Raw genomic sequence first — 20,357 nt, forward strand, 5'->3', positions numbered from 1 at the left:
ACTTCCGCATGACCGTCACCGATCAGCTGCTCGAGAACAACGCCGCCTACGCCGCGACCTTCAGCGGCCCGCTGCCGCTGCCCCCTTCGAAGGGCGTGGCCGTGCTGGCCTGCATGGATGCCAGGATCAACGTCTACGGCGTGCTCGGCCTGAACGAGGGTGAGGCGCACGTCATCCGCAACGCGGGCGGCGTCGTCACCGCGGACGAGATCAGGTCGCTGGCGATCAGCCAGCGGCTGCTCGGCACCCGGGAGATCATCCTCATCCACCACACCGACTGCGGGATGCTGACCTTCACCGACGACGACTTCAAGAAGTCGATCCAGGACGAGGTCGGAATCAAGCCGGAGTGGTCGGCGGAGGCATTCGGCGACCTGGACACCGACGTGCGGCAGTCCATCGCGCGGATCGAGGCCAGCCCGTACATCCCGCACAAGGACGCCATCCGCGGCTTCGTCTTCGACGTCGCCACCGGCAAGCTGAACGAGGTCGTCTGAACCTTCTCGCCCGCGGCGACCGGCCCGCGTGAGCCCCCGGCTCGCGCGGGCCGCTCCGCGTCAGAACTCCAGCGCGCCCCGCGCGGGCCAGACACCGTCGGCGCGGTGCTGCTGCACCACCCGGACCCAGACCTGCCAGGCCGCCGTCCCGGCCGGCCGGTAGCGGTTGGTGTCCAGGTCGAGGGTCAGCTCGAAATCCTCGTCCGGCTCGGGGGAGCGGCCGGTGCAGCGGGCCGCGACCAGGTAGCGGGCGGAGCGATCGTCACCGTTGCCCAGCTCGTACTCGACCCGCCAGCGCACCGGGTGGATGCGGACCCCGCGCGGCTCCCGGCCGCCCTCGCCCGCCGCACTGTAATCGGCGGCCACCTCGTACTCGCCGAGCGCGGTGTACTCGTAGACCTCCCCGCTGGCCGAGTCGACCACGAAGCGCACCGGCGCCGCCTCCTCGGGCAGCGGCGTGCAGACCCAGCCGCGCTCGAAGGGCACCGAGCGGAACGTCAGCCCCGGCCCGAGGAGCTCCGTCAGATGGTGTTCGGCGCGCACTGTGTCGTCGGTCGGCTGGATCATGCTCGCTCTTCTCTCCCCCGCGGCCTTGCCCGCGAAAGCGATTCGCGGACTTCTTGTTTCGGCACGACGTCGGCTACGCCGTCCGACACTGGGTTGGACGCGCGGTGTGAACCAGCGGTTCCGCATTGTGACCGGGGCGACGTTCGCCCGGGTGGCGCATGAGTTGCGGAGCTCCGGGCCGCCGGATCCGGCCGCGCGGTCCTCATGCGCGCCGCGCACTGCCGCGCCGTGCCCGTGACCCGGCGCACAGCACCCGTTGTGAGCTGCGCGAACACTACTTGCCGGTATCGGTGAAACCGGGTGTTAACGCGGTTGCCATACCCGGACGACATCCCTATTGTGAAAGCCGTGCCGTACCCCGCCCGCCACCGCGCCGCAGCGCTCGATATCGCAGACCGCGATCGCGCCGCGCGCATTCCGCTCACCGCGATGGTGGCGCGGCGACTTCTCGTAGTAGCTCGCCGTAGCGAGGTCTGATCCGGACCAGCCCCCTCGCTGCGGGCTTCCTCGAACGTTACTGCTGGTCACCCCTGTTTCATTCGGACATACTCTCCGGGAAGACCGAACCTGCCATGACCATGTTGACTCTCGACATCGATACGTTCCGGACCGCCGCCCCCGCCGCCCTGCGGGCCGAGTGCGCCGGTCTCACCGACTCCGACTTCCAAGCCCGCTACTGCGCTGAGCAGGGCCCGATCCGGCTCGGCGACTGGTCGCCCGCGGACAGCCGCAGCGCCTGCTTCACCGCGACCATCGAATTCGCCGACCGGCTGCGCAGCGTGGTCGCCACCGGCAGCCCGGTGGCCGCGCTGACCTCGGCGCTCTACAGCGAGGGGTACCCGGTCGAGCTGCTGCAGTTCCACCAGCGCAGCACCGCCGCCGGGACCGCGACCTTCGTCCGCTGCGAGCTGAACGGCCGCAGGGGCTGGGGCGCCGCGCTCGCCGACGACGGCCTGGAATCCACCGTCCGCGCCATGATCGCGGGCGTGAACGGGCTCGGTGCCTGACCGGCACCTCCCGGACGAACCGAGGGCCGCTCACGGATCGTGAGCGGCCCTCGTCGTCGGTGCGCGCTACTCGGCGGGCTGCTGCTCCGCGAGCTGCTTGCGCACGTCGTCCATGTCCAGCGCCTTCACCTGGGAGACCAGGTCCTCCAGCGCGGCCGGGGGCAGCGCGCCGGGCTGCGCGAAGACGAGCACGCCCTCGCGGAAGGCCATGATCGTCGGGATGGAGCGGATGTTGGCGGCGGCGGCGAGGCTCTGCTCGGCCTCGGTGTCCACCTTGCCGTGCACCACGTCGGGGTGCTTGTCCGCGGACGCCTCGAAGGTGGGCGCGAAGCTCTTGCACGGACCGCACCACGAGGCCCAGAAATCGACGAGTACCACGTCGTTCCCGGTCACAACCTCGTCGAAGTTCTGCTGGGTCAGCGTCTGGGTGGCCATGTCGTCCTCTCGTTGCGTGTGCCTGCTGTAACGCGGGCCTACCGTTCTATGTTCCACGGACAGTCCACTCGCGGCGCCGATCGCCGTCCCATCGGCGAATACCCGCGACCGTCGCCGGGGAATCACCATCGGCCGCGATCAGCTCGATCGCCGCGCCGAGCCGCTCCGGCGGCAGCCGCCTTGCCAGCGTCACGTGCGGGGTCCAGGCGTCCGGTTCCGAGTTCTCCGGAATGTCGGGCGCGCCACCGACGGCGACGTGTATCCGGCGGTGCAGCGCGAGCAGCGCGCGGGTCGGGATCACCAGCCGCACCAGGACGAACCGTCCCCTGCCGAAGACCACCGGGCTGCCCAGCGTGATCGGGAACGGCTCGAACTCCAGCTCGCACAGCGCGGCCTCGGCCTCGGGGGCCAGCTCGGCGGCGACCGCGGCGGTGACGTGCGGCCGGTTCGACGCCCCGGTGTGCGCGGCCTGGCTCGGCAGCCCGGCCGCGGCGAGCGCCCGCCACTGCGCCCGCACCGCGGACTCGGCCGCCGCGTCCAGCAGCAGTTCGACGGACTGCACCATGATCGTCCGACGGTAACCGACCCCGCGAAGCCGCGCGCCGGAACCGCGCGCCACGATGAGCGGGTGAGCGGAAGCACGGAGTGCGGGCTGCGGCTCGGCGTACTGGACGGCGACGGCATCGGGCCGGAGGTGGTCGCGGCCACCACGACGGTGGTCGACGCGGCGCTGGCCGCGGCGGGGGCGTCGCCGGTGGAGTGGGTGCCGCTGCCGTTCGGGCGCGCCGCGCTGGACGAGTTCGGCGACGCGGTGCCGGAGCGGACGCTGCGCGAGCTGGAGCGGCTGGACGCCTGGATCCTCGGCCCGCACGACAATGCCTCCTACCCCGGCGGGCACGCCGACCCGCCGAGCGGCCGGATTCGCAGGCACTTCCGGCTCTTCGCCAATATCCGCCCGGCCAGGGCGTTTCCCGGCGTGCGTGCGGCGGCGCCCGAGATCGACCTGGTGATCGTGCGGGAGAACACCGAGGGCTTCTACGCCGACCGGAACATGGCGATCGGGTCGGGGGAGTTCGCCCCGACCCCGGACGTCGCGCTCTCCGTCGGGCTGATCACCAGGGCGGGCAGCACCGCCATCGCGCACGAGGCGTTCCGGCTGGCCGGGGCGCGGCGCGGGCACCTCACCATCGTGCACAAGGCCAATGTGCTGCCGCTGACCATGGGGCTGTTCCGGTCGGTCTGCTACGAGATCGCCGCGGAGTACCCGGACGTCGCGGTGACCGACGAGCACGTCGACGCCGCCGCCGCGCACCTGGTGCGCGCCCCCGCCGACTACGACGTGCTGGTGACCGAGAACCTGTTCGGCGACATCCTCTCCGATCTCGCCGGTGAGCTGAGCGGATCGCTCGGCATCGCGCCGTCGGTGAACTGCTCGGCGCGCAAGGCCATGGCGCAGGCGGTGCACGGCGCCGCGCCGGACATCGCGGGCCGCGGCATCGCGAATCCGGTTGCTCTGCAGGGCAGTGCTGCGCTGTTGCTGCGGCGGCTGGGGGAGCGCGGCGGCGATCCACGGGTGCTGACGGCGGCCGGTGCGCTGGAGGCCGCGCTCGGTGCCGTGCTCGCCGCGGGGGTGGCCACCCCCGACCTCGGCGGCACCGCCACCACCAGCGAATTCACCGGGGCGGTCGAGCGCGCGCTCGGCACGCCGTAATGCCACCGGCGGGAACCGTCCAGCATTAATGTTCGGTTACTGTGCCCACACGGACGGTGCCGGTCGCCTAGATTTGCCGGACGGGCGATGCCGCCCGGGTTGTGCGATTCCGACGTGCGTGGAGGTCTGCTGTGGCTGTTCGATCGGTGCTCGGCAGGGGTGCCCTGCGGGTGATGTGCGTCATCACCGGGGGCGCGCTGGTCCTGACCGGGTGTACCAGCAATACCGAGGACGCGGGCTCCGGGAACGAGGCGGAGAAGGTGCAGGTCGACAAGGTCGACGCCATCGCCGCGCAGCTGCCGGACAAGCAGAAGCAGTACGGCAAGCTGGTGATCGGGGTGAACGTCCCCTACCAGCCCAACGAGTACAAGGACGCCTCCGGCAAGATCGTCGGCTTCGACGTCGACCTGATGAACGCGGTGACGGCGGTGCTCGGGTTGCAGCCCGAGTACGTGGAGTCCGCGTTCGAGAAGATCATCCCGGCCATCCAGGCAGGCACCTACGACGTCGGCATGTCCTCGATCACCGACTCCAAGGAGCGCGAGGAGCAGGTCGACTTCACCACCTACTTCAACGCGGGCATCCAGTGGGCGCAGCAGGCGGGTAAGCCGGTCGACCCGGAGAACGCCTGCGGCAAGCGGGTCGCGGTGCAGGCCACCACCGTCGAGCACACCGACGAGGTGCCTGCCAAGAGCGCGGCCTGCGTGGCGGCGGGCAAGCCCGCCATCGACATCCAGGCCTTCGACGAGCAGAGCCAGGCCACCAACGCGCTGGTACTCGGGCAGGTGGACGCCATGTCCGCCGACTCGCCGGTGACCGCGTACGCGATCAAGCAGGGCGGCGGCAAGATCGAATCCGCCGGGTCGGTCTTCGATTCCGCGCCGTACGGCTGGGCCGTGCCGAAGGGCTCGCCGCTGGCGGCCGCGCTGCAGAAGGCGGTGCAGCACCTGATCGACAACGGGCAGTACAAGACGATCACCGACAACTGGGGTGTGCAGGACGGCGCGATCACCACCTCGGTGATCAACGGCGCGACGAACTGAGATGACGGTCGACACCACCAAGCCGGCGAGCGCCGAGCCGGAGCCGATCAAGGCGGTTCCGCTGCGCAGACCGGGCCGCTGGCTCGCGGCCGCGCTGATCCTGGCGCTGGTCGGGCTCTTCCTCTACGGCGCCGCCACCAACGAGGCATACCGCTGGGACACCTACTGGGCCTACCTGCGCGACGAGCGCATCGTCGCGGGCGCGTTGGTGACCCTCGAGCTCACCGTGCTGGCCATGGTGATCGCGGTCCTGCTCGGCACCGTCCTCGCGGTCATGCGGCTCTCGCCGAACCCGGTGCTGCGCGCCAGCGCCTGGGTGTACCTGTGGATCTTCCGCGGCACCCCGGTCTTCGTGCAGCTGGTGTTCTGGGGGCTCTTCCCCTCGCTGTACCGGCAGATCCAGCTCGGGGTGCCGTTCGGGCCCAGCTTCTTCGAGCTGGACGTGCAGGGGTTGCAGGCCGCGTTCACCTTCGCGGTGATCGGGCTCGGGCTGAACGAGGCCGCGTACATGGCCGAGATCGTGCGCGCCGGGATCAACTCGGTGGGCGAGGGGCAGCGCGAGGCGTCGGTGGCGCTCGGCATGTCCTGGGGCCAGACCATGCGCCGCACGGTGCTGCCGCAGGCCATGCGGGTGATCATCCCGCCGACCGGCAACGAGCTGATCGGCATGCTCAAGACCACCTCGCTGGTGACCGCGATCCCGCTCAGCACCGACCTCTACGGCCGGGCCCGCGACATCTACGGGGTGAACTTCCAGCCGATCCCGCTGCTCCTGGTCACCGCGACCTGGTACCTGGCCATCACCAGCGTGCTCATGGTCGGGCAGTACTACCTGGAGCGGTACTACTCGCGCGGGGCCTCCCGCCAGCTCACCGCCAAGCAGCTGCGCGAGCTGGCCGAGGCGCAGAAGGTGGTGGAGCCGCGGTGACCGAACCGATGATCCGGGCGGACCGGGTCTGCAAGAACTTCGGTGCGCTCCGGGTGCTGCGCGGGATCTCGCTGGAGGTGTCGCGCGGGGAGGTGCTCTGCCTGATCGGGCCGTCCGGCTCCGGCAAGTCCACCTTCCTGCGCTGCATCAACCACCTGGAGGTGGTGAACGCGGGCAGGCTCTACGTGGAGGGCGAGCTGGTCGGCTACCGGGAGAAGAACGGCAAGCTCTACGAGCTGCACCCGCGGGTCGCGGCCAGGCAGCGGCGCGAGATCGGCATGGTGTTCCAGCACTTCAACCTGTTCCCGCACCGCACCGCGCTGGAGAACCTGATCGAGGCGCCGACCCAGGTGAAGCGGGTCCGCAAGGCGGACGCGGTGACCCGGGCCAAGGAGCTGCTCGACCGGGTCGGCATGGTGGAGAAGGCGAACGCCTACCCCGCGCAGCTCTCCGGTGGGCAGCAGCAGCGGGTCGCCATCGCCAGGGCGCTGGCCATGGACCCCAAGCTCATGCTCTTCGACGAGCCGACCTCCGCGCTCGACCCGGAGCTGGTCGGCGAGGTGCTCACCGTCATGCGCGAGCTGGCCGCCTCCGGGATGACCATGGTGGTGGTGACGCACGAGATGGGGTTCGCCCGCGAGGTCGCCGACCAGCTGGTGTTCATGGACGGCGGGGTCGTGGTGGAGTCGGGGAAGCCGAAGGAGGTGCTCGCGGCGCCGAAACAGGAGCGCACGCAGGCATTCCTGTCCCGGCTGCTCTAGCCGAAGGCCGCGCGGAGTGCGGTGATCAGGGCCGCCGCGGCGGGGCCGCGGGGTTGCCCGGCGTTCCAGGCCAGGGCGAGGCGGCCGCGGATCTCGGGAACCAGTGGGATGGCGCGGACGCCGAAGCTCTCCGCCTCCGCCGGACCGAGCCCGGGCACGACGGCGATCCCGAACCCGCGCGCGGCGAGCCGGAGCAGCAGCGGGGGAGCCGCCGCCTCGAACGCCACCTCGGCGCGGAATCCCGCCGCCGCGCACGCCCGCTCCAGCTCGGCCCTGACCCCGGTGCCGGTCGGCAGGCAGATCAGCGGCCGGTCGCGCAGCGCGCGCACGCGCAGCGTCGGCCCGTACCCGTCGGCATCGGCGGCGACCGCCGCGACCACCGGGGTGTCCAGGATGACCTGCAACCCGAGCCGGGGGTCGGGCGGCTCGCTGGTGAGCGAGACCAGCGCCGCGTCCAGCTCGCCGCGCAGCACCGCCGCCAGCATCGCGGCGGAGATGTCCTCGGTGAGGCGGATCGAGATCCCCGGGTGCGCGGCGTGGAACCCGGCGAGCGCACCGGCGACGTCGAACTCGTCCGCGGTGGCGCCGGAGATGAGCCCGACCCGCACCTGCCCGCGCAGCAGCCCGGTGAACTCGTCCGCCACCTGCCCGGCCCGCTCCGCCGCGGCCAGCGCCGCCCTGGCGTGCGGCAGCACGGCCGCCCCCGCCTCGGTGAGCGTGACCCGCCTGCCGCCCCGGTGCAGCAGCGGCAGCCCGAGCTCCTTCTCCAGCTGCGCGATCTGCGCGCTGAGCCCCGGCTGGGTGATGTGCAGTCGCTCGGCGGCCCGGGTGAAGCCGCCCTCCTCGGCGATCGCGGCGAAGTAGCGCAGGTGGCGCAGTTCCATAACTGGCACTTATCCGATCCATCAGAACTATCTGTTTCACTTCTAGCTTACCGCGCGCCAGGGTGGATCCATGGACAGTTTCCAGACCGCTTACGCCCACCACCCCGACCTGACCGTCGAGGTACGCACCGCCGACGAGGTCGCCACCGCCGTCCGGCACGCCGCCGAGCGGGACCTGCCGATCGGTGTGCACGCCACCGGCCACGGCCTCTCCGTTCCGCTGGACGGCGGCGTCCTGATCGGCACCGCCCGGCTGGACGGCCTGCGGATCGACCCGGAGACCCGGATCGCCCGGGTCGAGGCCGGCGTCCGCGCCGGCGCGCTGCTCGAGGCCGCCGCCGAGCACGGCCTGGCCCCGCTCTCCGGCTCCTCGCCCTCGGTGAGCGTCGTCGGCTACCTGCTCGGCAGCGGCCTCGGGCTGCTCGCCAGGAACTACGGCTACGCCGCCGACCGGGTGCGCGCGTCGAGCTGGTCACCGCCGACGGCGAGCGGCGCCGGCTCGAGCCGGGCGACGCGCTGTTCGGCGCGGTATTCGGCACCGTCGGCAACTTCGGTGTCGTCACCGCCGTCGAGCTGGAGCTGCTCCCGGTGGCCGAGATCTACGGCGGCCAGCTGGTCTTCGACGCCGGACTCACCGAGCCGCTGCTCGACGCCTGGCGCGCCTGGGCCGCGACCGCGCCGGCGACCGTGACCACCTCCGCCGGGCTGCTCACCTACCCCGACCTCGAACCCCTGCCGCCGTTCCTGCGCGGCCGCTCGGTGGTGAGCCTGCGGATCGCGGTCGACGGCAGCGCGGCCGAGGGGGAGCGGCTGGTCGCGCCGCTGCGCGCGGTCGGCGAGCCGATCGCCGACGACCTGCGGATCATGCCGTACGCGGAGTCCGGCAGCATCCACCGCGAGCCGCCGGAGCCGCACGGCTACGCCGCCACCAACGCCCTCCTCTCCCGCTTCGACGCCGAGGCCCAGCGCGCGCTGCTCGCCGCCACCGGCCCCGACACCGTGGTCGACATCAGGCAGCTCGGCGGCGCGCTGCGCGAGCCGGGCAGCTCCGGCGCGGCCATCGACTTCCGGGAGGCGGAGTTCCTGGTCCGGGTGATCACCGCCGCCGACGGCCCGGGCCGGGTCCCCGCGCTCGACGCGGTGCGCACCGCGCTGGAGCCGTGGACCCTCGGCCACCAGCTCGGCTTCCTCTACGGCGCGGGCGACATCGCCGACGAGGCGCAGACCAGGGCCGCCTTCACCCCGGAGACCTACCGCCGGCTGGCCGCGCTCAAGGCCGAGTACGACCCCGCCGCCCGCTTCCGCGCCACCCGCGCCATCGGGCCCGCGCGCTGAAACACCCTTCCGGCGAACCGGGCACCCTGCTATCGTTGTGATATCACTTTGATACTGGAGGATGTCATGAAGTTTCGACCCGCATGGCACGTCAACGGGTTCGCGGTCCTGGTGGCGTGGTTCGTGCTCACGCTCGGGTTCGGCACGGCGGCGGCCTACGGCTTCGTGGTCGCGAGCCGCGACGGCAGCAGCCCGGCGCTGGTCGCTGCCATCGCCGCGGTCGTCCTGGCGGTCGTGGTGCTGATCCTGGCCAGCGGCCTGATCGTGGTGAACCCGAACGAGGCCAAGATCGTCCAGTTCTTCGGCCGCTACATCGGCTCGGTCAGCGAGCCCGGGTTCTTCGCGGTGCTCCCGCTCACCGACCGCAAGAGCATCTCGCTGCGGGTGCGCAACTTCGAGACGCAGAAGCTGAAGGTCAACGACGCCGACGGCAGCCCGGTCGAGATCGCCGCGGTCGTGGTCTACCGGGTGGTGGACAGCTTCAAGGCGGCCTTCGCGGTGGACGACTACGAGGAGTACGTGGCGACCCAGTCCGAGGCGGCGGTCCGGCACCTGGCCACCACGCACCCGTACGACGCGCACGAGGCGGGCACCAGCCTGCGGGACGGCGCCGAGGTCGCCCAGGAGCTGACCGTCGAGCTGGGCGAGCGCACCGAGCTGGCGGGCATCGAGGTGCTGGAGGCCAGGATCACCCACCTCGCCTACGCGCCGGAGATCGCCCAGGCGATGCTGGTGCGGCAGCAGGCCGCGCAGATCGTCGCGGCGCGCACCCGGATCGTGGAGGGCGCGGTCGGCATGGTCGGGCTCGCGCTGGACCGGCTCAGCGAGCAGGGCGTGGTCGAGCTGGACGAGGAGCGCCGCGCCGCGATGGTCTCCAACCTGCTGGTGGTGCTCTGCGGCGACCGGGCGGCGCAGCCCGTGGTCAACGCGGGCTCGCTCTACAGCTGAGCGGCGCCCGGATGGCCGACCGCAAGAAACTCCTGCTCCGCCTCGACCCGGCGGTGTACGACGCGATCGCCAGGTGGGCCGCCGACGACCTGCGCAGCGTGAACGCCCAGATCGAATTCGCCCTCCGGCTCGCGCTCGACCAGGCGGGCCGGAATCCGAAAAGCGGTCGGGTCGGACCGGATTCGGGCACCGCGGACGAATCGGAGCCCTGACGGTCGCCGGTAGTGGAGCGCGTGCCATCGGCACCCGCTCCGCTACCGTGTCCGCGTGCCGCTCTCCTTCGACCTCACCGGAATGCACGCGCTGGACGACAGCACCTGGGGGGATCCGGTCACCCGCGACGTGGTCGCCGTGCACTACTTCGACATCGCGCCGGAGCTGCCCGCCGGGCTGGACGACGCCGAGACGCTGCGGCGCAGGCTCGCCGAGCACCACGCCGCCTCCGGCTGCCTGATCGAGGCGCTCGTCATCTGGGTGGACTCGCTGCCCGCGCTGCTCCGGGTGGAGAAGGTGCCGATGCCCTTCGCACCGGGCAAGTTGGCCTATTCCGCCTCGATCCTGGTGCCGCGGGCGCGGTGCAGCGCCGTGCTGCAGATCATCTGCCCCGAGGTGGGGAATCCGATCGCCCGCGAGGTGGTGGTCACCCAGCAGGCCGAGACCAGGAACCGCAGGCGCGGGCACCCGTACGCGCCGGGGCTGCAGGGCAGGCTGCCGTTCACCTCCGCGGACGACGTGCGCTGGGACGAGAGCTTCCCCGACCACCCGCTCAGCCGGGCCAGGCGCTGGGTGGTGCGGACCGTGCCGACGGTCGAGGTGGACCCGGAGTTCGCCGCGCTGGAGCCGTACCCGGGTTGAGCCGTCAGGGCTTGCGGGTCACGAAGATGGCGGTGCCGGGGAAGATCTCGCCGCGCAGCGGGCTCCACTGCCCCCACTCCCGATCCAGCCACTCCGGCCACTCCGGCTCGACGATGTCCTCCAGCAGCAGCCCGGCCCCGACGATCTCGCGCACCCGGTCGCCGACCGTGCGGTGGTGCTCCACGTAGACCGGGGTGCCGTCGGCGCCGGTCTCGACGTACGGGCTGCGGTCGAAGTAGGACTGCCGCGCGACCAGCCCCACCGGGCCGGGATCGTCCGGGAAGATCCAGCGCATCGGGTGGTTCACCGCGAACACCCAGCGCCCGCCCGGCCGCAGCACCCTGGCCACCTCGCGCATGACCCCCGCCGAGTCGGCCACGAAGGGCACCGCGCCGAAGGCCGAGCAGGCCAGGTCGAAGCTCGAGTCCGGGAACGGCAGCGCCTCGGCGTCGGCCTGCACCAGCGGCACCACCGGCCCGCCGCGCGCCATCACCGCGGTGCCGCGGCGCAGCATGCCCGCCGAGATGTCCAGCCCGACCGGGCGCGCGCCGTTGCTCGCCAGCCAGCGCGCGCAGGGCGCCGAGCCGCAGCCGATCTCCAGCACGTCGCGCCCGGCGACCGGGCCGAGCAGGTGCCAGTCGCCCTCGTGCAGCCCCTCCGGGCACCAGACGAACTCGCCGCCGGGGGTGTCGACGCCGAGGAAGTTCGCGTGCTCGCGGTGGTAGTCGGCGGCATCGGCGTCCCACCAGCGCCGATTGGCCGTGCTACTGGCGGCCGAGCCGGCCGGGATACGGGCGACGGCGGTCACCCCGAGGTCGGCCTCGGCGGTGGCGTGGCGGTGGTCGGACACCCGGGTGAGCCTAGTCTTGCTGCGGATTTCGTCGCTTCCGGCCCGGTTTGCCCGGGCGTGATCGGGTGCCGTAGGGTGATTCGCGAGTGACGACTGTACTGGCGTACCGATCACCGGGGTTCTCGAATGCGGGGTTTCCGGGGTGAGCCGGTCATAGCACAGGGTATCGGGCCGGGTACACTCGGCGCGCCTCCCGAAACACTCCGCGCTCGGAATATCCGGCGGCCACGCCGGGTTTCGTCAGGCGAAGCGTGCGGTACGTTCATTGTGTCCGTCGTCGCATCGTCGCGGTGATTTCGCAGCGTACCGAAAGTTCCAATGTCCGCAACCGACCACAATCCGTCCGGAGCACACCGACACATGCCCACCACCGTCACCTCGCCGCAGGTAGCCGTCAACGACATCGGCTCCGCCGAGGACTTCCTCGCCGCCATCGACGCCACGATCAAGTACTTCAACGATGGCGACATCGTCGAGGGAACCATCGTCAAGGTCGATCGCGACGAGGTCCTGCTCGACATCGGTTACAAGACCGAAGGCGTCATCCCTTCCCGCGAGCTCTCCATCAAACACGATGTCGACCCGAACGAGGTCGTTTCCGTTGGCGATGAGGTGGAAGCCCTGGTCCTCACCAAGGAGGACAAGGAAGGCCGCCTGATCCTGTCGAAGAAGCGGGCGCAGTACGAGCGTGCGTGGGGCACCATCGAGGAGCTCAAGGAGAAGGACGAGGCCGTCAAGGGCACCGTCATCGAGGTCGTCAAGGGCGGCCTGATCCTCGATATCGGGCTCCGTGGCTTCCTCCCGGCCTCGCTGGTCGAGATGCGCCGGGTCCGCGATCTGCAGCCGTACGTCGGCAAGGAGATCGAGGCCAAGATCATCGAGCTGGACAAGAACCGCAACAACGTGGTGCTGTCGCGCCGTGCCTGGCTGGAGCAGACCCAGTCCGAGGTGCGCAGCGAGTTCCTGCACCAGCTGCAGAAGGGCCAGGTCCGCAAGGGTGTGGTCTCCTCCATCGTCAACTTCGGCGCCTTCGTCGATCTCGGCGGTGTCGACGGCCTGGTGCACGTCTCCGAGCTGTCCTGGAAGCACATCGACCACCCGTCCGAGGTCGTCGAGGTCGGCAACGAGGTCACCGTCGAGGTGCTCGACGTCGATCTGGATCGCGAGCGCGTCTCGCTGTCGCTGAAGGCGACCCAGGAGGATCCGTGGCGGCAGTTCGCCCGGACCCACGCCATCGGGCAGATCGTGCCGGGCAAGGTCACCAAGCTGGTTCCCTTCGGCGCCTTCGTGCGCGTCGAAGAGGGCATCGAGGGCCTGGTGCACATCTCCGAGCTGGCCGAGCGCCACGTCGAGGTGCCGGACCAGGTCGTCGCGGTCGGCGACGACGCCATGGTCAAGGTCATCGACATCGACCTGGAGCGGCGCCGGATCTCGCTGTCGCTGAAGCAGGCGAACGAGGACTACAACTCCGAGTTCGACCCGTCGAAGTACGGCATGGCCGACAGCTACGACGAGCAGGGCAACTACATCTTCCCCGAGGGCTTCGACTCCGAGACCAACGAATGGCTCGACGGTTTCGAGAAGCAGCGCGAGGAGTGGGAGGGCCGCTACGCCGAGGCGGAGCGTCGCCACAAGATGCACACCGCGCAGATCGAGAAGATGGCGGCCGACGCCGCGGCCGAGGCCGCGAACGGTGGCGGCTCGTCGAACTACTCGTCGGAGTCCGGCGGCGGTTCGCAGGCCTCCTCGTCCAGCTCCGTGCCGGAGTCGTCGGGTGGCTCGCTCGCCAGCGACGCGCAGCTCGCCGCGCTGCGCGAGAAGCTGTCGGGCAACGCCTGATCCGCTCAGCAGGACACCGAAGGCCCCGATCCACGCGGATCGGGGCCTTCGGGCTTTTCCGGGGCCGGCCCGCGAGGGGCACGGAGACGACTGTGGCCCGGCCGCATCGGCCGGGCCACAGTCGTGGACGGGATCAGTTGGCGGTGGCCGGAATCCAGCGGGCGACCGCGAACAGCGGGCGTCGTCGCGACGACACGAAGCTGTGCCTCGACGGGCTGAGCAGCGCGGTCAACCACGGCCTGCGGTATTCGGCGATCGCCGCCGCCACGGCGGGGTAGCGGACACAGTGCACTCCCCCCGGCATTCCGAGGCGGTGGCGACCCGCTCGGTTGAGTTCGGTGCGCAATGAATGTCCTTTGCCTCGATGCGGGAGCGGCCGGAATTCGCCAGGCCGAACAGTATCGGAAATCTTCCGATCGGCCCAGTACTTCATCCTGGAAAACGCCGCCGCGTGTCGGAAAGTTATCGTTGCCGACGCGGGTCGCACGGAAATTGTTGCGAAATGATCTCGGCATCGTCACGGATCGGGCAGCGGCGGCAATTCAGGTGAATTCGGTGCGCCCGATGGGTACCAAGACTGATCGGCACCTCGTGCGAGACTGTCTCCCATGTTGCGGATCGGCCTCACCGGAGGCATGGGAGCGGGCAAGTCGACGGTGGCGCGGATCCTGACCGAGCTCGGCGGCGTCCTCATCGACTCCGACGCCATCGCCCGCGAGGTGGTCGCCCCCGGCACCGAGGGGCTGGCCGCCCTGGTCGAGCGGTTCGGCGATGCCATCCTGGCCGCCGACGGCAGCCTGGACCGCCCCGCGCTGGCCGCCATCGCCTTCGCGAGCGACGAATCCAGGACCGCGCTGAACGGCATCGTGCACCCGCTGGTCGGCAAGCGCACCGCGGAGCTCTTCGCCGCCGCGCCCGCCGACGCCGTCGTGGTGCAGGACGTGCCGCTGCTCGTGGAGAACAACCTCGCGCCCATGACGAACCTGGTGCTCGTCGTGCACGCCCCCGCCGAGCTGCGGCTCCGCAGGCTGGTCGAGTTCCGCGGCGTGGACGAGGCCGACGCGCGGGCGCGGATCGCCAGCCAGGCCACGGACGAGCAGCGCCGCGCCGCCGCCGACGTCTGGCTGGACAACAGCGGCGAGCCGGAGGCGCTCGAGCCGGTGGTGCGCGCGCTCTGGTCCGAGCGGCTGCTGCCCTTCGAGCGCAATCTGCGCACGGGTACCGCGGCCGCGACCGACGCCGTCCGGCTGGCCGAGCCGGACCCGGAGTGGCCTGCCCAGGCGCAGCGGCTGATCGCCCGGCTCCGGCTGGCCTGCGGCGGCGCCGCGCTGAGCATCGAGCACACCGGCGCCACCTCGGTGCCGGGCCTCCCGGCCAAGGACGTGCTCGACATCCAGATCACGGTGCCGAGCCTCGAGGTCGCGGACGGGCTGCGCGACGGGCTCACCGCAGCCGGGTTCCCGGTCGGCGAGCACCGCTTCGACAACCCCGAGCCGGCCGACGGCGACCCGGCCCGATGGGAGAAGCGGCTGCACAACAGCGCCGACCCGGGCCGCCCGGCCGATATCAGCCTGCGGGTGGCCGATTCGCCCGGCGCCCGCTTCGCCATCGCCTTCCGGGACGCGCTGCGCGCCGATCCCGAGCTGCGCGCCGAGTACCTGGCGGTCGAGCGCAAGGCCGAGGCCGAGGCGGAGGGGTTGACCGGCCGCGCGGCGATGGACGCCTACCTGGCCGTCGAGGAGCCCTGGTTCGACGAGGTGTACGCGCGGCTCAGCGCCAGCTGAGCGGCATGCCGAGCGAACCGGCCCAGGCGTCTACCGAGTAGCCGTGCGCGGCCAGCCCCTCGATGGCGTAGGTCGCGTTCAGCACGGCTGCCTCGGCGGCGGCGGCGTCGATCAGCCCGGCCTCCAGCGCGGCGAGCAGCTCGTCGGTGTCGAGCAACTCGGCCTCCCTGCCGTTCTGCACCGCGATGTCGAGGTAGTGGTCGAGCGCGCGCCAGCGCAGCGGGGCGACCGGGCGGAACACCCCGATGTCCAGGTAGACGTCCTGGTCGCGGAGCTCGCCCGCCCGGAAGTGGAAGATCGTCGCGCGCACGCCGAGGTCGGGGAGCAGCCAGGACTCCATGTGCTCGAACCGGGGGTGGTCGGCGGTGCGCGACATGTACAGCCCCCACGGCTCCTCCCGGTACGCCTGCACCGGCCGCACGAACCCCTTGTTGTCGGTGTTGGTGCGCGCCGCCAGATCGAAGTGCTCGACCTTGGGCCGATGCACCGATACCCCCTGCGCGTCTGTCATGCCCGGAAATGTACCGCCCTCCGGTCGCCGCGCCGGAGTGTGTCGGTGGCTCCGCCTACCCTGGTGAGCATGGCATTCGCAACCGAGATCCCCGAGGGGACGCCGCTGGCCCACTCGGAGTTCCGTCCGGTGGGCGAGATCGAGCGTGCCGAGGGCGAGTTCCGGGTCGTCAGCGACCACGAACCCGCTGGTGACCAGCCCGCCGCGATCGCCGAGCTGGAGCGCCGGGTGCGCGCGGGGGAGCGCGATGTCGTGCTGCTCGGCGCCACCGGCACCGGCAAGTCGGCGACGACGGCGTGGCTGATCGAGAAGCTGCAGCGGCCGACGCTGGTGATGGCCCCGAACAAGACGCTCGCCGCCCAGCTGGCGAACGAGCTGCGGGAGATGTTCCCGCACAACGCCGTCGAGTACTTCGTCTCGTACTACGACTACTACCAGCCCGAGGCGTACATCGCGCAGACCGACACCTACATCGAGAAGGACAGCTCGATCAACGACGACGTGGAGCGGCTGCGCCACTCGGCGACCTCGAGCCTGCTCTCCCGGCGCGACGTGATCGTGGTCGCCTCGGTCTCCTGCATCTACGGCCTCGGCACCCCGCAGTCCTACCTGGACCGCTCGGTGCAGCTGGAGATCGGCGGCCAGGTCGACCGGGACGCGCTGCTCCGGCTGCTGGTCGATGTGCAGTACACCCGCAACGACATGTCCTTCACCCGCGGCTCGTTCCGGGTGCGCGGCGACACCGTGGAGATCATCCCGTCCTACGAGGAGCTCGCGATCCGCATCGAGTTCTTCGGCGACGAGATCGAGGCGCTGTACTACCTGCACCCGCTCACCGGCGACGTGGTGCGCAAGGTCGACACCGTGCGCATCTTCCCGGCCACGCACTACGTCGCGGGGCCGGAGCGGATGGAGCGCGCGGTCGGCGACATCGAGGCCGAGCTGGAGGGGCGGCTGGCCGAGCTGGAGCGGCAGGGCAAGCTGCTGGAGGCGCAGCGGCTGCGCATGCGCACCCAGTACGACCTGGAGATGATCCGCCAGGTCGGCTTCTGCTCCGGCATCGAGAACTACTCACGGCACATCGACGGCAGGCCGGCGGGTTCGGCCCCGGCCACCCTGATCGACTACTTCCCGGAGGACTTCCTCCTGGTGATCGACGAATCGCACGTCACCGTGCCGCAGATCGGCGGCATGTACGAGGGCGACATGTCGCGCAAGCGGAACCTGGTGGAGTTCGGCTTCCGGCTGCCCTCCGCGGTGGACAACCGCCCGCTCACCTGGGAGGAGTTCGCCGACCGGATCGGCCAGGCGGTGTACCTCTCGGCCACGCCGGGCCCGTACGAGCTGGGGCAGACCGGCGGCGAGGTGGTCGAGCAGGTCATCCGCCCGACCGGGCTGGTCGATCCCGAGGTGGTGGTCAAGCCGACCAAGGGCCAGATCGACGACCTGGTGCACGAGATCCGGCTGCGCACCGAGAAGGACGAGCGGGTGCTGGTCACCACGCTGACCAAGAAGATGTCCGAGGATCTCACCGACTACCTGCTCGGCCTCGGGATCCGGGTGCGCTACCTGCACTCGGAGATCGACACGCTGCGCCGGGTCGAGCTGCTGCGCCAGCTCCGGCTCGGCGAGTTCGACGTGCTGGTCGGCATCAACCTGCTGCGCGAGGGGCTCGACCTGCCCGAGGTCTCCCTGGTGGCGATCCTGGACGCCGACAAGGAGGGCTTCCTGCGCAGCAGCACCAGCCTGATCCAGACCATCGGCCGCGCCGCCCGCAACGTCTCCGGGCAGGTGCACATGTACGCGGACAAGGTCACCGACTCCATGCGGCACGCCATCGAGGAGACCGATCGGCGCCGGGCCAAGCAGGTGGCCTACAACACCGAGCGGGGCATCGACCCGATGCCGCTGCGCAAGAAGATCGCCGACATCCTGGATCAGGTGTACCAGGAGGCCGAGGACACGGTGCAGGTCGGCGGCTCCGGCCGCAATGCCAGCCGCGGCAGGCGGGCCCAGGGCGAGCCGGGCCGCGCGGTGAGCGCGGGGGTGTACGAGGGCCGCGACACCTCGTCCATGCCGCGCGCCGAGCTCGCCGACCTGGTCGCCGAGCTCACCGCGCAGATGATGAACGCCGCCCGCGAGCTGCAGTTCGAGCTCGCGGGGCGGCTCAGGGACGAGATCTCCGACCTGAAGAAGGAGCTGCGCGGCATGGACGCGGCAGGGCTGTCGTGAGCGGGGTGCCCCCGCGCCCCCGCCCCGCGAGCCTGCCGCAGGCGGGAGCGCCCGCCGGGCTCACGGGAACGGGTCGGCTCCCGTGAGCCTGCCGCGGGCAGTTCGAGTTGCCCGGCCTTCGTGAGCGGTTCAGCCCTGCTGGGCCATCCACTCGTTCACCCGGCGCTCGGCCTCGGCGGGGGAGACGTCCTCGACCCGGGTCATGGTCACCCAGCGGTGCCCGAACGGGTCGAGGAAGACGCCGAAGCGGTCGCCGGTGACGAAGGTGGCGGGCTGCTCCAGCACCGTCGCGCCGTGCGCGGCGGCCCGCTCGACCACGCCGTCCACGTCCGGGCAGTAGTGCACGATCGAGGTGTGCACCCAGCCCTGTTCGGGCGCGCGCACGCCGTTCTCCGGCATCGGCAGCCCGACCTGGAAGGTCGAATCGCCGACCTTCACCTCGGCGTGCGCGGGCTGGCCGTCCGGCAGGTCGTTGCGGCTGACGACCTCGGCGCCGAGGACAGCCGTGTAGAAATCCAGCGCGGCGTTGCCGTCCGGCACCGCGAGGAAGCAGGTGAGCGAGTGGTAGCCGGCCGGGATGGGATTCACGGTGTTCGTCATGGGAACCACCCTGCCCCGCCCGGGCGCGCCGATCTTGGAAGAAAGCGACACGGTGGCTGACGAGCGCGCCGCGCCCATTCGCGGCGGGGTCGGCGGCGGGGAGAGCCTGAAGGGCATCCTGCACCCCGGCGAGCAGGCCAGGCACCGCTCGCTGAGCCGGCTGCCGGTCGGCCCGGCGCTGCGCCGCTACGTGGCCTGGTACTGGGCGGTGCACTGGGACCTGCGCGAGCCGTACCGGGCCGAGGTGCTGTCGCACCCCTGCGTGAACGTCACCTTCGAGGCGAGCGAGCAGGACCGCGGCGGCTTCGTCAACGGCGTCTGCACCACCCGCTTCGAGCGCGAGCTCACCGGCCGCGGCCACACCTTCGGGCTGCGCTTCCACCCCGGCGGCTTCGGCGCCTTCACCGGGCTCGACATCGGCGCGCTGCGCGACCGGCGGCTGCCGCTCGGCGAGGTGCTGCCCGGCGCCGACCGGCTGACCGGCCCGGTGCTGGCCGCGGCCGACGACGACGCGCGTGCCGCACTGGTCGAGGAGTACTTCACCGGCCGGGTCGCCGCCGCCGACCCGCAGTACGACCTGGTGCTCACCGTCGTCGCGGCCATGGAGCGGGAGCGCGAGCTCACCCGGGTCGACCAGGTCACCGAGCGGTTCGACATCCCGGTGCGCACCCTGCAGCGGCTGTTCCGCCGCTACGTCGGCGCGGGGCCGAAGTGGGTGCTGCGCCGCTACCGGCTGCAGGACGGCGCGCACCTGCTCGCCTGCGGCCGCACCGCCGACCTGGCCGCGCTCGCGCTCGAGCTCGGCTATTTCGACCAGGCGCATTTCTGCCGGGAATTCACCGCCGAAATCGGGATGCCGCCGCTGGAATACGCGCGCAATTCCGCCCGCAGCCCGATCCCCGGACACGATTCGGCCGATTCTTCGGGTCGATAGGGGATATCCGGCGGCCGCGGCGGGACAATTGTCCCGGTCGGATTCCGATGTCTCGAAGGAGCGGGTCATGGATGTCGTTGTGCTGATCGGGCGGATCTTGTTCGCGCTGCTGTTCCTCGGCTCCGCCGCGGGTCACCTGACCCAGGCGGACGGGATGGCCGGGTACGCGGCGAGCCGGGGGATACCCGCGCCGAAGCTCGCCGTAATCGGCTCGGGGGTGCTCATCCTGGTCGGCGCGCTGAGCGTGCTGCTCGGCGTCTGGGCCGACCTCGGATCGCTGCTGCTCGTGCTGTTCCTGCTGCCGACCGCGGTGCTCATGCACCCGTTCTGGAAGGAGACCGACGCCGAGACCAAGCAGATGGAGCTGATCGGCTTCAACAAGGACGTCGCGCTCGGCGGCGCCGCGCTGGCGCTCTTCGCCTTCTTCGCGCACACGCCCGAGCTCGGGCTGACGATCACCGGGCCGCTCTTCCACCTGAACTGACCACGGCGCGGTACGCTTTTCCGGCCGGAAACCGGCGGGGTATCGGTGTTGTGACGAATGTCTTACCGGGGCAAGGCGCTTCGATTCGCCTGTGACACTTCACAGATCGGCCCCCGTCCGCACCGCGTCGGCGCAGGTTGGCGCGGGCCGGT

24 protein-coding genes are annotated in these 20,357 nt (G+C 71.2%); 16 read left to right on the top strand and 8 right to left on the bottom strand.

Features of this window, described 5'->3' with window-relative positions; translation table 11 throughout:
- Positions 1-8: 8 nt before the first annotated feature.
- Complete coding sequence (locus LTT61_RS27265; RefSeq protein WP_233016867.1) at positions 9-497, top strand: beta-class carbonic anhydrase; 489 nt, start codon at positions 9-11, stop codon at positions 495-497.
- A 60-nt stretch (positions 498-557) separates the two neighbouring features.
- Here the strand turns inward: LTT61_RS27265 and LTT61_RS27270 are convergent, their stop codons facing one another.
- Positions 558-1,064, bottom strand: a complete 507-nt coding sequence (locus LTT61_RS27270) for a hypothetical protein (protein WP_233016868.1) — start codon at positions 1,062-1,064, stop codon at positions 558-560.
- A 572-nt stretch (positions 1,065-1,636) separates the two neighbouring features.
- Here LTT61_RS27270 and LTT61_RS27275 point away from each other — a divergent pair.
- A complete protein-coding gene (locus LTT61_RS27275; protein WP_233016869.1) occupies positions 1,637-2,071 on the top strand; it encodes an alpha-isopropylmalate synthase regulatory domain-containing protein in 435 nt (144 codons plus the stop codon).
- A 66-nt stretch (positions 2,072-2,137) separates the two neighbouring features.
- Here the strand turns inward: LTT61_RS27275 and trxA are convergent, their stop codons facing one another.
- Together trxA and LTT61_RS27285 are read right to left on the bottom strand one after the other, a co-directional pair.
- Positions 2,138-2,506: a thioredoxin gene (gene trxA, locus LTT61_RS27280; protein ID WP_233016870.1), complete on the bottom strand. Its 369-nt coding sequence runs from the start codon at positions 2,504-2,506 to the stop codon at positions 2,138-2,140.
- A 46-nt stretch (positions 2,507-2,552) separates the two neighbouring features.
- Entirely contained in the window at positions 2,553-3,071 is a 519-nt protein-coding gene (locus LTT61_RS27285) for a 2'-5' RNA ligase family protein (RefSeq protein ID WP_233016871.1), read from the bottom strand.
- 63 nt (positions 3,072-3,134) lie between these two features.
- On the opposite strand from LTT61_RS27285, the gene LTT61_RS27290 reads away from it, so the two are divergent.
- The 4 genes from LTT61_RS27290 (at position 3,135) to LTT61_RS27305 (ending at position 6,949) form a co-directional block, all read left to right on the top strand.
- A complete protein-coding gene (locus LTT61_RS27290) occupies positions 3,135-4,217 on the top strand; it encodes an isocitrate/isopropylmalate dehydrogenase family protein (protein ID WP_233016872.1) in 1,083 nt (360 codons plus the stop codon).
- A 173-nt stretch (positions 4,218-4,390) separates the two neighbouring features.
- Positions 4,391-5,260 carry an ABC transporter substrate-binding protein gene (locus tag LTT61_RS27295; protein WP_233021224.1) on the top strand — a complete coding sequence of 290 codons (870 nt, stop codon included), beginning with the start codon at positions 4,391-4,393 and terminating at the stop codon, positions 5,258-5,260.
- A gap of 1 nt (position 5,261) precedes the next feature.
- Positions 5,262-6,188 carry an amino acid ABC transporter permease gene (locus tag LTT61_RS27300; RefSeq protein WP_233016873.1) on the top strand — a complete coding sequence of 309 codons (927 nt, stop codon included), beginning with the start codon at positions 5,262-5,264 and terminating at the stop codon, positions 6,186-6,188.
- 8 nt (positions 6,189-6,196) lie between these two features.
- Positions 6,197-6,949 carry an amino acid ABC transporter ATP-binding protein gene (locus LTT61_RS27305; protein ID WP_233021225.1) on the top strand — a complete coding sequence of 251 codons (753 nt, stop codon included), beginning with the start codon at positions 6,197-6,199 and terminating at the stop codon, positions 6,947-6,949.
- Here LTT61_RS27305 and LTT61_RS27310 read toward each other — a convergent pair.
- Entirely contained in the window at positions 6,946-7,833 is an 888-nt protein-coding gene (locus LTT61_RS27310; RefSeq protein ID WP_233016874.1) for a LysR family transcriptional regulator, read from the bottom strand. The two genes, LTT61_RS27305 and LTT61_RS27310, sit on opposite strands and share 4 nt — an antisense overlap.
- Positions 7,834-7,903: 70 nt before the next feature.
- On the opposite strand from LTT61_RS27310, the gene LTT61_RS27315 reads away from it, so the two are divergent.
- The 5 genes from LTT61_RS27315 to LTT61_RS27335 all read left to right on the top strand — a co-directional run bounded on the left by LTT61_RS27315 (position 7,904) and on the right by LTT61_RS27335 (position 10,971).
- The gene (locus LTT61_RS27315) at positions 7,904-8,524 is read left to right on the top strand and encodes an FAD-binding oxidoreductase (protein ID WP_233016875.1); all 621 of its coding nucleotides are present in this window, start codon (positions 7,904-7,906) and stop codon (positions 8,522-8,524) included.
- Positions 8,422-9,168, top strand: coding sequence for a hypothetical protein (locus tag LTT61_RS27320; RefSeq protein ID WP_233016876.1), 747 nt, complete (start codon positions 8,422-8,424; stop codon positions 9,166-9,168). Before LTT61_RS27315 ends, LTT61_RS27320 begins: the two co-directional genes overlap by 103 nt.
- A 66-nt stretch (positions 9,169-9,234) precedes the next feature.
- Positions 9,235-10,116, top strand: coding sequence for an SPFH domain-containing protein (locus LTT61_RS27325; protein ID WP_233016877.1), 882 nt, complete (start codon positions 9,235-9,237; stop codon positions 10,114-10,116).
- Positions 10,117-10,127: 11 nt separating this feature from the next.
- Positions 10,128-10,328 carry a hypothetical protein gene (locus tag LTT61_RS27330; RefSeq protein WP_233016878.1) on the top strand — a complete coding sequence of 67 codons (201 nt, stop codon included), beginning with the start codon at positions 10,128-10,130 and terminating at the stop codon, positions 10,326-10,328.
- A gap of 55 nt (positions 10,329-10,383) precedes the next feature.
- A complete protein-coding gene (locus LTT61_RS27335) occupies positions 10,384-10,971 on the top strand; it encodes a hypothetical protein (RefSeq protein WP_233016879.1) in 588 nt (195 codons plus the stop codon).
- A 4-nt stretch (positions 10,972-10,975) separates the two neighbouring features.
- On the opposite strand, the gene LTT61_RS27340 is transcribed toward LTT61_RS27335, so the two are convergent.
- A complete protein-coding gene (locus tag LTT61_RS27340; protein WP_233016880.1) occupies positions 10,976-11,821 on the bottom strand; it encodes a class I SAM-dependent methyltransferase in 846 nt (281 codons plus the stop codon).
- A gap of 360 nt (positions 11,822-12,181) precedes the next feature.
- On the opposite strand from LTT61_RS27340, the gene rpsA reads away from it, so the two are divergent.
- On the top strand, positions 12,182-13,660 hold the full coding sequence (gene rpsA / locus LTT61_RS27345) for a 30S ribosomal protein S1 (RefSeq protein WP_233016881.1): 1,479 nt from the start codon (positions 12,182-12,184) through the stop codon (positions 13,658-13,660).
- 133 nt (positions 13,661-13,793) lie between these two features.
- Here the strand turns inward: rpsA and LTT61_RS33005 are convergent, their stop codons facing one another.
- Complete coding sequence (locus LTT61_RS33005) at positions 13,794-13,928, bottom strand: hypothetical protein (RefSeq protein ID WP_420094703.1); 135 nt, start codon at positions 13,926-13,928, stop codon at positions 13,794-13,796.
- A gap of 340 nt (positions 13,929-14,268) precedes the next feature.
- Here LTT61_RS33005 and coaE point away from each other — a divergent pair, with 340 nt between their 5' ends.
- On the top strand, positions 14,269-15,444 hold the full coding sequence (coaE, locus tag LTT61_RS27355) for a dephospho-CoA kinase (protein WP_233016883.1): 1,176 nt from the start codon (positions 14,269-14,271) through the stop codon (positions 15,442-15,444).
- On the opposite strand, the gene LTT61_RS27360 is transcribed toward coaE, so the two are convergent.
- Positions 15,431-15,955: a DUF402 domain-containing protein gene (locus LTT61_RS27360; RefSeq protein ID WP_233016884.1), complete on the bottom strand. Its 525-nt coding sequence runs from the start codon at positions 15,953-15,955 to the stop codon at positions 15,431-15,433. The two genes, coaE and LTT61_RS27360, sit on opposite strands and share 14 nt — an antisense overlap.
- A 69-nt stretch (positions 15,956-16,024) precedes the next feature.
- Between LTT61_RS27360 and uvrB the strand changes: the two genes are divergently transcribed.
- Positions 16,025-18,187, top strand: coding sequence for an excinuclease ABC subunit UvrB (uvrB, locus tag LTT61_RS27365; protein WP_233016885.1), 2,163 nt, complete (start codon positions 16,025-16,027; stop codon positions 18,185-18,187).
- Between the two features lie 129 nt (positions 18,188-18,316).
- Here the strand turns inward: uvrB and LTT61_RS27370 are convergent, their stop codons facing one another.
- Positions 18,317-18,787: a VOC family protein gene (locus LTT61_RS27370; protein ID WP_233016886.1), complete on the bottom strand. Its 471-nt coding sequence runs from the start codon at positions 18,785-18,787 to the stop codon at positions 18,317-18,319.
- Here LTT61_RS27370 and LTT61_RS27375 point away from each other — a divergent pair.
- Positions 18,786-19,721, top strand: coding sequence for a helix-turn-helix domain-containing protein (locus LTT61_RS27375; RefSeq protein WP_233016887.1), 936 nt, complete (start codon positions 18,786-18,788; stop codon positions 19,719-19,721). The two genes, LTT61_RS27370 and LTT61_RS27375, sit on opposite strands and share 2 nt — an antisense overlap.
- 67 nt (positions 19,722-19,788) lie before the next feature.
- Positions 19,789-20,205 carry a DoxX family protein gene (locus tag LTT61_RS27380; RefSeq protein ID WP_233016888.1) on the top strand — a complete coding sequence of 139 codons (417 nt, stop codon included), beginning with the start codon at positions 19,789-19,791 and terminating at the stop codon, positions 20,203-20,205.
- Positions 20,206-20,357 lie beyond the last annotated feature (152 nt).

This window comes from Nocardia asteroides, assembly GCF_021183625.1.
Lineage (GTDB): Bacteria > Actinomycetota > Actinomycetes > Mycobacteriales > Mycobacteriaceae > Nocardia > Nocardia asteroides_A.

Bases quoted from the DNA above. Each gene is read 5' to 3' on its own strand.
- uvrB (WP_233016885.1), top strand. From the start codon at position 16,025: ATGGCATTCGCAACCGAGATCCCCGAGGGGACGCCGCTGGCCCACTCG.
- LTT61_RS27360 (WP_233016884.1), bottom strand. From the start codon at position 15,955: ATGACAGACGCGCAGGGGGTATCGGTGCATCGGCCCAAGGTCGAGCAC.
- LTT61_RS27375 (WP_233016887.1), top strand. From the start codon at position 18,786: ATGGGAACCACCCTGCCCCGCCCGGGCGCGCCGATCTTGGAAGAAAGC.
- LTT61_RS27310 (WP_233016874.1), bottom strand. From the start codon at position 7,833: ATGGAACTGCGCCACCTGCGCTACTTCGCCGCGATCGCCGAGGAGGGC.
- LTT61_RS27265 (WP_233016867.1), top strand. From the start codon at position 9: ATGACCGTCACCGATCAGCTGCTCGAGAACAACGCCGCCTACGCCGCG.
- LTT61_RS27380 (WP_233016888.1), top strand. From the start codon at position 19,789: ATGGATGTCGTTGTGCTGATCGGGCGGATCTTGTTCGCGCTGCTGTTC.
- LTT61_RS27275 (WP_233016869.1), top strand. From the start codon at position 1,637: ATGACCATGTTGACTCTCGACATCGATACGTTCCGGACCGCCGCCCCC.
- LTT61_RS27300 (WP_233016873.1), top strand. From the start codon at position 5,262: ATGACGGTCGACACCACCAAGCCGGCGAGCGCCGAGCCGGAGCCGATC.
- LTT61_RS27285 (WP_233016871.1), bottom strand. From the start codon at position 3,071: ATGGTGCAGTCCGTCGAACTGCTGCTGGACGCGGCGGCCGAGTCCGCG.
- LTT61_RS27270 (WP_233016868.1), bottom strand. From the start codon at position 1,064: ATGATCCAGCCGACCGACGACACAGTGCGCGCCGAACACCATCTGACG.
- trxA (WP_233016870.1), bottom strand. From the start codon at position 2,506: ATGGCCACCCAGACGCTGACCCAGCAGAACTTCGACGAGGTTGTGACC.
- LTT61_RS27305 (WP_233021225.1), top strand. From the start codon at position 6,197: ATGATCCGGGCGGACCGGGTCTGCAAGAACTTCGGTGCGCTCCGGGTG.
- LTT61_RS27295 (WP_233021224.1), top strand. From the start codon at position 4,391: ATGTGCGTCATCACCGGGGGCGCGCTGGTCCTGACCGGGTGTACCAGC.
- LTT61_RS27370 (WP_233016886.1), bottom strand. From the start codon at position 18,787: ATGACGAACACCGTGAATCCCATCCCGGCCGGCTACCACTCGCTCACC.
- rpsA (WP_233016881.1), top strand. From the start codon at position 12,182: ATGCCCACCACCGTCACCTCGCCGCAGGTAGCCGTCAACGACATCGGC.
- coaE (WP_233016883.1), top strand. From the start codon at position 14,269: ATGTTGCGGATCGGCCTCACCGGAGGCATGGGAGCGGGCAAGTCGACG.
- LTT61_RS27325 (WP_233016877.1), top strand. From the start codon at position 9,235: ATGAAGTTTCGACCCGCATGGCACGTCAACGGGTTCGCGGTCCTGGTG.
- LTT61_RS27330 (WP_233016878.1), top strand. From the start codon at position 10,128: ATGGCCGACCGCAAGAAACTCCTGCTCCGCCTCGACCCGGCGGTGTAC.
- LTT61_RS27315 (WP_233016875.1), top strand. From the start codon at position 7,904: ATGGACAGTTTCCAGACCGCTTACGCCCACCACCCCGACCTGACCGTC.